Below are 13,111 nucleotides of genomic sequence, written 5' to 3' on the forward strand. Positions count from 1 at the left end.
CTCCTGTTCTGCGGGATGTGCTGTGTGAATGGCTCCGGGAGAAAGGTTAGGTTTACCTAACTTCAACCTGAGGTCTCACACAGGTTAGCCTTACCTTATGACCAACGCGAAATCCGGCTTCGCCCTGGAGCGTCGCCCCCTCGAACTGCGCTTCCGCACCCTGACCCTCGCCGCCCGCGAGTGGATCGCCCCCGATTTCGTGCGCGTGCGCCTCACCGGATCCGACCTCGCCGGCTTCGATTCCCTGGGCGCGGACGACCACATGCGACTGTTCTTCGCCGATCGCCCGGCCGACTCGGTCGAGGAGCTGCGCGCCGCGCCGAGCCGCGAGTACACGCCGCTCGCCTGGGGCGAGGACTGGCTCGAGGTCGAGTTCGCCGTGCACGGCGATCAGGGCATCGCCGCCCCCTGGGCGGCGAACGCTCCCCTGGGCTCGACCGTCGGGGTCGGCGGACCCCGTGGCTCGATGGTCCTGGAGGGCGAGCCCGACGGCTGGCTGCTCGCCGGCGACGAGACCGCGATCCCCGCGATCCGACGATTCGCCGCGCGGGTCCCCGCCGGCGCCCCGGCCCGCATCGCGATCGAGGTGCGCGGGCCCGAGCACGAGCTCGCGCTCGACGCCGCCGTGCCCGTCGAGTGGATCCATCGGGGCAGCGCCCCCGCCGGCATCGCGCTCGCCGCGTTCCTGGAGTCGCTCGTCGCGGAGGACCGCCCGGGTACGGCCCCGTTCGTCTTCGTCGCCGCGGAGTCGTCGATCGTGAAGCCGGGCCGCGCCCTGCTCGAGCGCTGGGGCGTGGACCCGGCCCAGGCCGTCGTGAAGGGCTACTGGAAGCGCGGCGAGGCCGAGTACCACGCCCCGCACTGAGCCGCGTCTCGGGGCCGCGTCATCCGCACCGCGGGCGACTCAGGCCCTGTCGACGACGGCGGCCACGGCTTCGATCTCGACGAGCTGGTCGTCGTAGCCCAGCACGGTGACTCCCATCAGGGTGCTCGGCACCTCGTGAGCGCCGAAGGCATCGCGCACGACCGCCCACGCCGTCCTCAGCTCCGCGCGGTCGGTCGAAGCGACGAGCACGCGGGTGCTGATCACGTCGGCGAGCACCGCTCCGGCCGCGGCGAGCGCGGTCTCGAGGTTCTCGATGCACTTCCTCGCCTGTCCGGCAGGGTCGCCGACCGCCGCCGTGGAGCCGTCCTGCTCGATCGGGCAGGCGCCGGCGAGGAAGATCAGCCGCGCGTTCTGCGGCGCGGTCGCGGCGTACGCGTACTGCGCGACGTCGGACAGCTCGGGGGCACGGACGAGGGTGACGGCGGTCATGGCGACAGTCTGTCGCACGCCCGGAGGATCGGTGCGCAACCGCGTCCGCACCCTGCCGCGCCGAAAGCGTCGGGCAGACTGGACGCATGCCCCTCATCGATCACCTCGGCCTCACCGTGGAAGACCTCGACCGGGCGTTCGCCCAGTGGGATCCCGTGCTCACGGCGCTGGGCTGCATCGCGGAGGACGGCGAGATGGAGGGCGGCATCGCCTGGTACCGCGAGGGCGACGTCGAGCTGATCCTCTACCGCGCGCCGGAGCCCGGAGGCGAGCCGCATCGGTACGGCCGGATCGGGTGGCAGCACCTCGCGTTCGGCGTGGACTCGCGCGCGGAGGTGGAGCGACTGCACGCGGTCGCGGTCGGCGCGGGGTGGACGACGGTGCGAGCGCCGAAGGTCTTCACGCGCTTCTCCGACCGGTACTACGCCTCTTTCGTCGAGGACGACAACGGGATCCGGCTCGAGTTCGTGCACAACCCGCCGCGGGAGTCCGTCGAAGACTGAGCGGCATGCTCGGCTGCGGGCCACGGCGCTCCCCGAAACGCACCCGATCCTGCCGAATGCACGGCTTCTTCGCGCGAGCGACCCGTGCAGTCGTCGCCAACCCGTGCAGTCAGACGGCCGAGGCTCGGCGGCACCGAGCCCGCTGGCCGATGTCGGCGGCGTCCGCGATGCTGGGGGCATGGCTTCTCTCGATCATCTCGGCATCAGCGTCGACCACGTCCCCAGCGCCTCGGCGCAGTTCCATCCGGTGCTGACCGCCCTGGGCTACACCCGGGCGTACGACGCCGAGGACCACGCCTACTGGCGCCAGGACGGCCAACCCGAGATCCTGCTCTACCCGGCCCGCGAGAACGCGGACGGCCCGCACGAGCACGGCCGCGTCGGCTGGCAGCACCTCGCGTTCGCCGTCGACTCGCGCGCCGAGGTCGACCGTCTGCACGCGATCGCCCTCGGCGCCGGCTGGACGCCCGTGCGGGACCCCAAGGAGTATCCGCGCTTCACCGCGCGCTACTACGCGTCCTTCGTCGAGGACGACAACGGCATCCGCCTCGAGATCCTGCACAACCCGCCGCGGGACGCGGATTGATCCCCGGATCCTGACGGGCCTCGGGCCCCGGATCCTGACGGACCTCGGGCCTCGAGCCGGGCGAGGCCGCCACGGCCGGCCCGGAGGGAACCGCCGCCGCGCTCGAAGGATCGAGCCGGAAGGCGACTCGGCGAGAGCCGATCCACGACACACCGTTGCCGATGTCGGAGGTCGGGCTCAGACTGAGTGCGGCGCCGGTGCGGTGCCGCAGACCCGAGCAGGGAGGCACCACCATGACCATCCTCAACCCGTACATCTCGTTCCGCGGCGATGCCCGTGCCGCGATGGAGTTCTACCAGCAGGCCCTCGGCGGCGACCTGCAGGTGATGACCTTCGGCGACATGCCCGGCATGGTCCAGGACGAGGCCGAGCAGGCGCTGGTCATGCACTCGATGCTGACCACCCCCGGCGGCCTCGTGCTGATGGCGTCCGACACCCCCGCGCACTTCGAGTACAAGGCTCCGCAGGGCGTCTCCGTCTCGCTGAGCGGCACCGACGAGGCCGAGATCCGCGCCGCGTGGGACAAGCTCGCAGACGGGGCGACCGTCACCCAGGAGTTCGGCCCGGCGCCGTGGGGCGACCAGTTCGGCATGCTCACCGACCGCTTCGGCGTCGACTGGATGTTCTCCGCCGGACAGAGCCAGGCCTGAGCCCCGCCGATCGCCGGCCCCGGCGGCGTCCGGGGTCAGCGGTCGTCGGCGTCCGGGAGCGCCCACTCGACGCCGTCGAGCCGGAGCTCGTGGGTCATGTCCTGCAGGAACCGGATGACGACGTCCCGTTCCGCCTCGGTCAGGCGCGCCGCGGAGTGGAAGCGGCGCGCCTGCTGCCGTCCGACCGTCTCCATCGCCGCTCGCTGGGTCTCGGGAGCGATCGAGATCGCGAGCGCCCGCCGGTCCGTCGGGTGGGCGGCGCGGGTGACGTGCCCCGCCCGCTCGAGCCGATCCAGCAGTTTCGTCGTCGATGCGGTCGAGATGCTGAGATGCTGGGCGATCCCGCCCGGCGTCGCGACCGCGCCCGTGTTCGCGCACACGATGAGGTAGTGCAGCGCCCGCATGTCGGTCTCGTTCAGCTTCATGTACCGCCGTGATGCCTCGGCCAGGCGCTGCTCCGCATCGCGCAGCTCGCCGAGGGCGGTCATCAGGCGGGTGATCTGACGGATCGCGTTCTCGTCGACGCCACCGCGATCGAGGAGCATCCCCGTCGGGTCGCTCGCCTCGATGTCGTAGACGGCGGCGGCCTCGACGCCGTCCCCCGTCGACGCTCCGCCGCGGGGCGCGACCGGGCGCTCCTCGGCTTCGTCGCGTCGATCGGTCATTCCGTCATCGTACAGTCGATCTCTTTTCACGCCAGGGGTATTACTTGCCAAGCTAGCGAATTCGATCTACTCTTCCGGAGACGGAAGGATCCACGATGACCGCCCCGCAGCACGCCACCCGCCCGCAGCGCACCCGCCGAACGCTGCGGATCCTGTTGCCGGCCCTGATCATCCTGGGCTGGCTGGCCGCCGCGTCGTTCGGCGGGCCGCTGTTCGGGAAGGTCGACGAGGTCTCCTCGAACGACCGCACCGCCTACCTCCCGTCGTCCTCCGACTCCGCACGGGTGCAGGAGCTGCAGACCCGCTTCGCCGGATCCGACCAGATCCCCGCGATCATCGTGGCGGTGTCGGACGCGAAGCTCACCGACGCGCAGCTCACGACGCTGGCGGATGCGGTCGCGGCCACGACGGACATCGCCGGCGTCGGCGACGACATCTCCCCCGCCCTCCCCTCCGAGGACGGGAAGGCGGTGCAGGCGTTCGTGCCGATCCGCTCCGATGCCGACCTCGGCGACGTCGTGTCCGAGATCCGCACCCACCTCGACAAGGCGGCCCCGGCGGGGGTGACGGTGTACGTGACCGGGCCCGCCGGCTTCAGCGCCGACCTCGTCGCCGCGTTCGCCGGAATCGACGGGATCCTGCTGGGCGTCGCCCTCGCTGCGGTGCTGGTCATCCTCGTGCTCGTCTACCGCTCCCTGCTGCTGCCGGTCGTCGTGCTCGCGACGAGCATGTTCGCCCTGTGCACGGCGCTCCTGCTGGTGTGGTGGCTCGCGAAGTGGGGCGTGCTGCTGCTCAGCGGACAGACCCAGGGGATCCTGTTCATCCTCGTGATCGGCGCGGCGACCGACTACGCGCTGCTGTTCGTGTCGCGGTTCCGCGAGGCGCTGCGGATCGAGCACGATCGCGGCCGAGCCGTGCTCCTGGCCTGGAAGGGGGCGTTCGAGCCGATCCTGGCCTCCGGCGGCACGGTGATCGCCGGACTGCTGTGCCTGCTGCTGAGCGACCTCCGGTCGAACAGTGCGCTCGGCCCGGTCGCGGCGATCGGGATCGTGTTCGCGATGCTCTCGGCGCTCACCCTGCTGCCCGCCCTGCTCATGGCGTTCGGCCGGGCCGCGTTCTGGCCGCGTCGTCCGCGCTTCGACCCCGAGGCCGTCGCCGCGGAGGACGGCCTGCCCGCCGGCGGCGTGTGGGCGCGGCTCTCCGAGCTCATCCGCCGTCGTTCGCGGATCATCTGGATCGCGACGACGCTGGTGCTCGCGATCGGGACGCTCGGCGTGCTGCAGCTCGACGCCTCCGGCGTGCCGCAGTCCGACCTCGTGCTCGGCTCCTCCCAGGCGCGCGACGGGCAGAAGGCGCTGGGTGCGCACTTCCCCGGCGGATCCGGCAGTCCCGTCCAGGTCCTCGTCGCGAAGGACTCCCTGCAGCGCACGGCGGACGTGCTGCTCGCCGACAAGGGCATCGACGGCGTCACCGTGACCGCGAAGGACTCGGTGAGCGGCACCGCGCCGGTGACCGCGGACGGCATTCAGCCGGTGGGGAGGCCGGGCACTCCGGCACCCGACCCGACGGTGATCGACGGGGACGTGCTGCTGCAGGGAACGCTCACCGCGGCCGCGGACTCCGCCACCGCGGAGGACACCGTGCGACGGCTGCGCTCCTCGCTCGACGGCACGGGCGCCCTGGTCGGCGGAGTGACCGCGACGGCCGTGGACACCGACGACGCCTCGCTGCGGGACCGCACGCTGATCATCCCGGTGATCCTCGTCGTGATCATGCTGATCCTGATGCTGCTGCTGCGCGCGATCGTCGCCCCGGTGCTGCTGATCGTCACCACCGTGCTCTCGTTCGGCACTGCGATGGGCGTGTCCGCGCTCGTGTTCAACGGGATCTTCCACTTCCCCGGCGCGGATCCGGCCGTTCCGCTCTACGGCTTCGTCTTCCTCGTCGCGCTCGGGATCGACTACAACATCTTCCTCATGACGAGGGTGCGTGAGGAGTCCCGCACGCACGGCACCCGGGAGGGCGTGCGGCGCGGGCTCGCGATCACCGGCGGGGTGATCACCTCGGCGGGGCTCGTGCTCGCGACGACGTTCGCGGCGCTCGCGGTGATCCCGATCCTGTTCCTCGCCCAGCTCGCCTTCATCGTCGCGTTCGGCGTGCTGCTGGACACCTTCGTGGTGCGCTCGCTGCTCGTGCCCGCCCTCGTGCACGATGTCGGCCGGGCCGTGTGGTGGCCGTCGCGGCTGTCCCGCGGCGACCGCTAGGAGGCGCCGGCGCGGGGAGGCCGGGGCGTCAGCCTGCGGCCACCCCCGCGTCGTCCTGGGGCTGGCCCGCGCGGTCGGTGAACGCCTGCTTCGGCACGAACAGCAGCAGCACCGCCGCGGCGAGCGCCGTCACTCCGCACACGATCCAGACGGTGACGTAGCCGGAGAACGATCCCGCGGTGCCTTCGCCGCCTCCCGCGCCGCCGGCGACCGCGTGCATCAGCGCGATGCCGAACACGCAGGATGCGATCGCGCCGCCCACGGTCTTCACGGAGTTGGTGAGCCCGGTCGCGACGCCGGTCTGGGTGTGCGGGGCAGCCGAGGCCGCCGCGGCGGGCAGGGCGGCCACGAGGGCTCCGGATCCGATCCCGGCGATCATCATGTTCGCGACGACCTGCAGGTAGGCGCCGTGGAACGGCAGGAACAGCAGGAACCCGATCGCCACCAGCAGCGAGGCGCCGATCAGGGTGATCCGGGGAGTGGCGAGGCGGGCTACGACGGGGAACAGCAGCGCGCCCCCGATCATCGCGATGAGGTAGAGCCCGATGATGAGCGAGGTCTGGAAGCCGGTGGTGCCCAGGCCGTAGCCGTAGGCGCTCGGATCCGTGCGGGCGAACGTCGACAGCGGGGCCTGCGCGCCGAGCACGCTGACCCCGAAGAGGCCCGCCGTGAGGAACACCGGTCCGAGCGCCGGGCTGCGGAACATCCGCACGTCGATGAGCGGATCCGACTGCCGCAGCTCCCAGAGGGCGAACGGCACGACGAGGGCGAGACCGACGACGATGACGATCCAGGACAGCGGGTTCGCGACGCCGCCGGGCAGCCGCAGCAGGCTGAGCCCGCCGGTGAGGCCGATGAGCGCGAGGGAGATGAGCACGAGCCCGACCGTGTCGAATACCCCGCCGGTCTTCTCGGGCGATTCCTTCACCCCGAACAGGATGACGAAGAAGCAGGCGGCGATGAGGAACGCGGGCACCAGCAGCACGACCGGCAGCGGCAGCTTGTCGACGAGCGCCCCGCCCGCCAGCGCGCCGATGATCGCCCCGCCCTCGAGGGAGGCGACGAGGATCCCCGCCGCCTTCGCCGTGATCGCCGAGCTGCCCTCGCTGCGCCGGGCGCGCGACCAGATGAGCGCGATCTCGAGCGGCAGCCAGACCACGTAGAAACCCATGAACGCCCAGGCGACGAGGTAGACGCCGAAGGTGCTCGTGAACGGCAGCACGAACGCCGCGACCGCCGTGATCGCCGTGGAGACGAGCAGCATGCGCTTGCGGCCGAACATGTCGCCGAGCTTCGCGAAGGCCGGCACCACGAGGGCGGACAGCATCAGCTGCGCGCCCTCGAACCAGTTCACGTCGGCGTCGTGGATCTGCAGATGCCGCGCGATGTCGGTCAGCATGGGCGTGTAGTAGCCCTGCAGCACGCCGCTGGTGAACTCGACGAAGGCGAGGAATCCGACGACGGCGGCCAGGGCCGCTCCGGTGACGGTGCGCGACATCGCGGCTCCTTCAGGGGTCTCACGCCGGGGTGGCGGGAGCTGACACGGTCGCCTCGGCGGGCGCGGCGACCGCGAACGGGTCAGCTCACTGTAACCGCTCGATGAGCGCCCGGTGGAACCGCTCCCCGCGCTCGAGCGCCGCGATCTCGACGCTCTCGTCGACGCCGTGGATCGCGGCGCGCTGCGCGTTCGACATCTCCAGCGGGGCGAACCGGTAAACGGCCGGCGCGAAGCGGTGGAAGTGACGGGAGTCGGTCGCCGCCATCATCACGTACGGCACAGCGGGCACGCCGGGGTGCGAGACGGCGAGCGCGTCGGCGAGCAGCGCGAACGGCGCGTTGTCCGTGGGCGATTCGGGCGAGGGGTCGCTGCCCTCGAGCACCTCGACCGAGACCCGCGGATCCGCGATGCGCCGGCGCACCCGCGCCGCCGCGCTCTGCACCGTCTCGCCGAGGGCGATGCGCAGATTCACCGTCGCCGTCGCCTGCGACGGCAGCACGTTCGCCGCCGTGCCGCCGGACTGCATCGTGGGCGCCACGGTCGTGCGCACGAGGGCCGCCGCCTCGCCGCCCAGCGCGGCGAACACGCGCGCCGACAGCGGCGGGAGCGCACCGAGGACGCGCAGCAGCAGCCGCGCGGGCCCGGTGGCGGAGCCCGCGAGCTGCGTGAGCATGCGGGAGACGGCCTGCGGCGTGCGGGGACGGAACGTGCCGGGCCCGAGCCGCTCCACCGCCCGCGCGATGCGGCGCACCGCGGTGCGGTTCGGCGGGGCGGAGGCGTGCCCGCCGTCGCCGCGCGCCGTCAGGCGCACCGTCATGATGCCCTTCTCCCCCACGCCGATCATCGCGGCCCGGCCCGGAACGAACGGCAGCGGGGCGTCCACGACCGCACCGCCCTCGTCCACGACCAGCCACGGCACGATGCCGCGCTCCTGGAACGCGGCGGCGATGGCGATGGCCGCGGACCCGTAGGTCTCCTCGTTGCCCCCGAAGGACAGGTACACGTCGCGGGCCGGGACGAACCCCTCGGCGAGGAGGTTCTCCACCGCGTCCAGGATGACGACGAGCGGGCCCTTGTCATCGAGCGCGCCGCGCCCGTAGACGGATCCGTTCTCGATCACCCCGGCGAACGGCGGATGGGTCCAGTCATCGGACTCGTCCACGGGGACGACGTCGTAGTGCGCCATGAGCACGAGCGGTCCGTCGACCGCCTCCCGGCGTCCGGCCCAGCGGTAGAGCAGTCCGAACTCGGTGTGCCGCTCGAGCACGAGGTCGGAGTGCACCCGGGGATAGAGCTCGGCGAGGAGCGCCACGAAGTCCTCGAACGGCGCGGATCCGCGCGTCTCCAGCTCGGCGGACACGGTCGGCAGCTGGATCATCCGGCTCAGCCGCGCGGCGATCGGGGGCACGTCGTTCATCGTGGCCATGCTATCCGCGGCGAGCGCCCCGTCACGGGGAGCGATGAAGACCGCGGCGCACCGCGACCGCGGTGAGCGCGACGCCCCAGACGAGCTCGAACACCATCACCGCGATCTGATACCAGACCGGCGCGGCCCCCGGCGAGAGCACCTGGGTCCAGTCGCCCAGGGCGTGCAGGAAGGCGAGGGGCCAGATCGACCCGATCAGCAGCCGGGCGCCCGCGAAGCAGACGCCGAAGGTCGCGGCCCCCAGCACCTGCCACCACGTCTCGTCGACGCTCCGGCCGAAGAACAGGCCGTTCCCGAGATGCCAGAGCCCGAACACGAGCGACGTCACGGCCACCCCGAGCCACGGCCGCCGGGCCACCGCCCCGAGCGCGAGCCCGCGCGACGCCGTCTCCTCCGAGATCCCCACGGCGAGCATCCCCGCCGCGACGCTGAGGAGGGTCCCCGCGGAGCCCGCGATCCCGGGAACGCCCTGCCTGCCGATCCAGATGTAGGAGAGCTGGACCGCCAGCACCGGCGCGAGCCACCACAGGGCGTCAATCCGGCCGCCGCCCCACCCGGCGATCCGGCGCAGCGGCAGGCTGCCCCACCATCCGGCCCGGTGCACGAGCGCCGCGACGCCCCACGCCACCGCGAGACTGAGCCCGTTGGTGACCACGACGCCGAGCTGCGGGAACCACCCCGGCTGCAGGGCGGGGATCGGAACGGACCCGAATCCGTACGTCGTGCCCCACCAGGCGACCATCACGAGGAGCGCACCGGCCCAGCTCCGCCGGCCGACTCGTTCGGTCGGGCTCGGCTCGGTCGTCACGCCAGGAAGGCTACCGGACCGGACCCCGTCGCGGGTCGGCGACCTAGGCTGGATCCATGAGCACCCCGTCGTCGTTCCCCGGATCCCCTCGTCCACTCGCCGTCGTCAGCGGAGGCGGTACCGGCATCGGCCTCGCCTCGGCGCTGCGGCTGGCCCGGGACGGCTTCGACCTGACGCTGATCGGGCGCCGCACCGCCGTGCTCGACGCCGCGTCCGCACGGATCCGCGAGCAGACCCCGGCAGCCGCCGTGCGGACGATCGCGGCCGATCTGCAGGATCCCGCCCAGGTCGAGCGGGCCGCGGCCGAGGTCGAGGGGTCCGTCGCCGTGCTGCTCAACAACGCCGGCGGCAACGTCCTGGATCGCGGCGAGGGGCTCGCCGGCATCGCCGCGAACTACGAGGCGAACCTGCGGCTGAACGTGCTGACCGCGGTGCTGCTCACCGAGGCCCTGCTGCCACGCCTCGTCCGTCCGGGCGGACGCATCATCTCGATCAGCTCGATCGCCGCGCTGCGCGGCGCGAACGGCTACGGCGCGGCCAAGGCGGCGATCCACGGCTGGATGATGGGCCTCGCCGCCGACCTCGCCCCCGAGGGCGTCACGGTGAACGCCGTGGCACCGGGCTACGTGCCCGACACCGGCTTCTGGGACGGCCGGCGCACGCCCGACATCGTCGCGTCCCGGCTCGCCCAGGTGCCGATGAACCGCGCCGGCACGCCCGACGAGGTCGCCGGGGCGGTCTCGTACCTCGCTGGCCCCGAGGGCGGCTGGACCACGGGCCAGATCCTGCAGGTGAACGGCGGCGCGCTCTTCGGCCGCGGCTGACCCACCGGCTCGCGACCGGCCGCAGCGGAGCCGTGCCCGCTGCCGGATGCCGTGCCGTGCCGTGCCGCTCAGCGCCGCACCGTATAGCGGTGCTCCGGGCGCCCGGCGGCGCCATAGCGGAGCCGCACCTCGACGGCGTCGCGCTCGGCGAGCGCCGCGAGGTGCCGCTGCGCCGTCGCCCGCGAGATCCCGACGCGCTCGCCGATCTCGGCCGCCGACGCCTCGTCCTCCCCGAGCGCCGCGAGCACGAGCTGCTCGGTCGCCGAGCGCGAGGTCGAGACCTGGTCCGCCGACCCGTGCAGGATTGCGAGCGCGCGGTCCAGCTCCTTCTGCTGCACCGCGCGGTCACCCGCGAGCAGGTTGCGGTAGCGCGCGTAGCGGTCCAGCGCGGCGGCCAGGGTGCGCCGCTCGAACGGCTTGATCAGATAGGCGTGCGCACCCGAGCGCAGCGCGCGCCGCACGGTGGCCGCGTCGTCGGCGGCGGAGATGTGGATCGCGTCGACCCCCGCCTCGCGGACGAGCCCGATCCCGTCGCCGTCGGGCAGGTACACGTCCGCGAGGATCAGATCCGGTGCGAGATCGCGGACGGCCGCCCTGGCCTCGGCGATCGTGCGCACCGGCTCCAGCGCCAGGTAGCCGGCGTGCTCCTCGACGATCGCCTGATGCAGCCGGCCGACGCGGAAGTCGTCGTCGAGCACGAGCGTGCGGATGGGGTCCGTCATCTGTCCTCCTCCTGGGGCCGGCCGGTCTCCGCCCGGTCGTGCGGCGCGGTGCCGGGTGCGGCGACGACGCCGACGAGCCGCGCCGCGAAGACCGCGCCGTGGTCGTCGCCGCCGCGGTCGATGACCCACAGGTCGCCGCCTCCGCGCCGGGCGATCTCCCGCGACAGCGGCAGGCCCAGGCCGTGCCCGTGCACCGGGCCGGCCTCGTCGGGCACGCCATCGGCGTCAGCGGAGCCCGCCGTGTCCGCCCCGTTCCCGTCCGCGGATCCGGCCTCGGGCCGGCCGTCGAGGCCGGCACCGGAATCGGCCACGGTGACGACGAGCGCGTCGCGATCGTCGAACGCGCCGACCTCGACCCAGCGCGGGGCGACGCCCGCGACCGCGGCGCCCACGGCGTTGTCCACGAGGTTGCCGAGCACCGCCGCGACGTCCTCGGCCTCCCCCACCGCTCCGAGCAGCTGGGTGTCCTCCGCGATGCGCAGCGTCACCCCGCGCTCGCTCGCCTCGAGCGCCTTCGCCCCGAGGAACGACCGCAGGAAGGGATCCCGGAGCCGGGCGATGCCGGGGACGGGGAAGTCGACGGAACCGCGCTCGGCGAGCTCGGCGAGGAAGTCGCGCGCCTCCTGCACGCGGGCGGCGTCGAGCAGTCCCGCGGCGACGTGGATCCGGTTCGCGAACTCGTGCCGCTGCACGCGCAGCGCGGCCGTCATGGTCCGCACGGTCTCCAGCCGCTCCGACAGCGCGACGAGCTCGGTGCGGTCGCGGATCACCGCCACCGTGCCGAGGGGCCGGCCGTCCCGCTCCACGGGCCGCGTGTCGAGGTAGAGCACCCGGTCGCCGAGCACCGCCTCCGACAGCGCGCGTCCGCCCGAGACGGCGTCGCGCACCGCATCGGGCAGCCCGATCCCGGCCAGAGGGCGGCCGACCGCCTGCCGGACCGCGAGGAGGCGCTCGGCGGCGGCGTTGCACACCCGCACGATCCCCTCGGCGTCGATCGCGAGCACGCCGTCGTCCACCCCGTTCAGCACCGCCGTCTGGTTCTGGACGAGGGCGACGAGCTCCTCCGGCTGCACCCCGAGGGTGAGCCGCTCCCACCGCCGGCGCAGCAGCAGTGCACCGATCCCCGCGAGCAGCAGCGACCCGGCCGCCGCCAGGCCGATGACCGCGAGCAGCGGCGGCAGGTCGTCGAACACCCCCGCGCGCGCGAAGCCGACGCTGACCTCTCCGACCGGCGTTCCGGCGGCGTCGCGCACCGGGACCTTGGCGCGCGCCGATTCGCCGAGGGTGCCGGTGTCCCACTCGACCACCTCGTGCCCCGCCAGCACCCGCTGGAACGGCGTGCTCACCTCTTCGCCCAGGCGAGCCGGATCCGGGTGCGCGAGCCGGATCCCGTGATCGTCGGCGATGACGACGAACAGCGCTCCGGTGCGGGCGGCCGTGGCGGTCGCGATGCGCTGCAGGGAGCCGTCCCGCAGCTCTTCGGCCCGCGGGGTGCCCGGGTCGTCGGATGCGGTCACGACGGCCGTGCGGATCTCCGGATCCTCGGCCAGGGTGCGGGCGATCCCCAGCGCGGAGGACTCGGCTTCGGCGCGCAGCTGCTGGGCGGCCAGGATCAGATAGACGCCGGTGCACAGCGCCACGACGAGGACGACCGTCGCGAACTGCAGCAGCAGCGTCCGCGTGGCGAACCGCATCCGGCGTCGGCGGGGCATCCGTCCTCCTCGTTGAGCAATATGCGCAGAAGTCACGCTACGCGCACAACGCACGGGAATGCGGGATATCGGATCCGCTGCGCGCGCCCTCCCTAGTCTCGGCGGAGTCCGTCGACGACGACAGACGGATGACGAAGG

At 73.0% G+C, this 13,111-nt stretch carries 13 protein-coding genes; 6 read left to right on the forward strand and 7 right to left on the reverse strand.

Going from position 1 to position 13,111, the window contains the following annotated elements; genetic code table 11:
* Positions 1 to 97 precede the first annotated feature (97 nt).
* Positions 98 to 865 carry a siderophore-interacting protein gene (locus WFJ01_RS13970; protein ID WP_336629376.1) on the forward strand — a complete coding sequence of 256 codons (768 nt, stop codon included), beginning with the start codon at positions 98 to 100 and terminating at the stop codon, positions 863 to 865.
* Between the two features lie 39 nt (positions 866 to 904).
* On the opposite strand, the gene WFJ01_RS13975 is transcribed toward WFJ01_RS13970, so the two are convergent.
* Positions 905 to 1,315: a Rid family hydrolase gene (locus WFJ01_RS13975; protein ID WP_292885526.1), complete on the reverse strand. Its 411-nt coding sequence runs from the start codon at positions 1,313 to 1,315 to the stop codon at positions 905 to 907.
* A gap of 86 nt (positions 1,316 to 1,401) precedes the next feature.
* On the opposite strand from WFJ01_RS13975, the gene WFJ01_RS13980 reads away from it, so the two are divergent.
* The 3 genes from WFJ01_RS13980 to WFJ01_RS13990 all read left to right on the forward strand — a co-directional run bounded on the left by WFJ01_RS13980 (position 1,402) and on the right by WFJ01_RS13990 (position 3,054).
* Complete coding sequence (locus WFJ01_RS13980; protein WP_336629377.1) at positions 1,402 to 1,818, forward strand: VOC family protein; 417 nt, start codon at positions 1,402 to 1,404, stop codon at positions 1,816 to 1,818.
* A 178-nt stretch (positions 1,819 to 1,996) separates the two neighbouring features.
* Positions 1,997 to 2,404: a VOC family protein gene (locus tag WFJ01_RS13985; RefSeq protein ID WP_336629378.1), complete on the forward strand. Its 408-nt coding sequence runs from the start codon at positions 1,997 to 1,999 to the stop codon at positions 2,402 to 2,404.
* Between the two features lie 233 nt (positions 2,405 to 2,637).
* On the forward strand, positions 2,638 to 3,054 hold the full coding sequence (locus WFJ01_RS13990) for a VOC family protein (RefSeq protein WP_251438923.1): 417 nt from the start codon (positions 2,638 to 2,640) through the stop codon (positions 3,052 to 3,054).
* Between the two features lie 35 nt (positions 3,055 to 3,089).
* On the opposite strand, the gene WFJ01_RS13995 is transcribed toward WFJ01_RS13990, so the two are convergent.
* Positions 3,090 to 3,719 (reverse strand): MarR family winged helix-turn-helix transcriptional regulator, encoded by a 630-nt coding sequence (locus tag WFJ01_RS13995; protein ID WP_336629379.1) that lies wholly within the window; start codon positions 3,717 to 3,719, stop codon positions 3,090 to 3,092.
* Between the two features lie 95 nt (positions 3,720 to 3,814).
* Between WFJ01_RS13995 and WFJ01_RS14000 the strand changes: the two genes are divergently transcribed.
* Positions 3,815 to 5,983, forward strand: coding sequence for an MMPL family transporter (locus WFJ01_RS14000; protein ID WP_336629380.1), 2,169 nt, complete (start codon positions 3,815 to 3,817; stop codon positions 5,981 to 5,983).
* A 28-nt stretch (positions 5,984 to 6,011) separates the two neighbouring features.
* On the opposite strand, the gene WFJ01_RS14005 is transcribed toward WFJ01_RS14000, so the two are convergent.
* From WFJ01_RS14005 to WFJ01_RS14015, 3 genes are all read right to left on the reverse strand, one after another.
* A complete protein-coding gene (locus WFJ01_RS14005; protein ID WP_336629381.1) occupies positions 6,012 to 7,481 on the reverse strand; it encodes an MFS transporter in 1,470 nt (489 codons plus the stop codon).
* Positions 7,482 to 7,566: 85 nt separating this feature from the next.
* Positions 7,567 to 8,898, reverse strand: a complete 1,332-nt coding sequence (locus WFJ01_RS14010; RefSeq protein WP_336629382.1) for a M20/M25/M40 family metallo-hydrolase — start codon at positions 8,896 to 8,898, stop codon at positions 7,567 to 7,569.
* Between the two features lie 31 nt (positions 8,899 to 8,929).
* Entirely contained in the window at positions 8,930 to 9,715 is a 786-nt protein-coding gene (locus tag WFJ01_RS14015) for a CPBP family intramembrane glutamic endopeptidase (protein ID WP_336629383.1), read from the reverse strand.
* 56 nt (positions 9,716 to 9,771) lie between these two features.
* On the opposite strand from WFJ01_RS14015, the gene WFJ01_RS14020 reads away from it, so the two are divergent.
* Positions 9,772 to 10,539 carry an SDR family NAD(P)-dependent oxidoreductase gene (locus WFJ01_RS14020; RefSeq protein WP_251438928.1) on the forward strand — a complete coding sequence of 256 codons (768 nt, stop codon included), beginning with the start codon at positions 9,772 to 9,774 and terminating at the stop codon, positions 10,537 to 10,539.
* A gap of 68 nt (positions 10,540 to 10,607) precedes the next feature.
* On the opposite strand, the gene WFJ01_RS14025 is transcribed toward WFJ01_RS14020, so the two are convergent.
* Together WFJ01_RS14025 and WFJ01_RS14030 are read right to left on the reverse strand one after the other, a co-directional pair.
* Positions 10,608 to 11,261 (reverse strand): response regulator, encoded by a 654-nt coding sequence (locus tag WFJ01_RS14025; protein ID WP_251438929.1) that lies wholly within the window; start codon positions 11,259 to 11,261, stop codon positions 10,608 to 10,610.
* Complete coding sequence (locus tag WFJ01_RS14030; protein WP_336629384.1) at positions 11,258 to 12,973, reverse strand: sensor histidine kinase; 1,716 nt, start codon at positions 12,971 to 12,973, stop codon at positions 11,258 to 11,260. Before WFJ01_RS14030 ends, WFJ01_RS14025 begins: the two co-directional genes overlap by 4 nt.
* Positions 12,974 to 13,111 lie beyond the last annotated feature (138 nt).

It is taken from the genome of Microbacterium sp. MMO-35 (assembly GCF_037147555.1).
Lineage (GTDB): Bacteria > Actinomycetota > Actinomycetes > Actinomycetales > Microbacteriaceae > Microbacterium.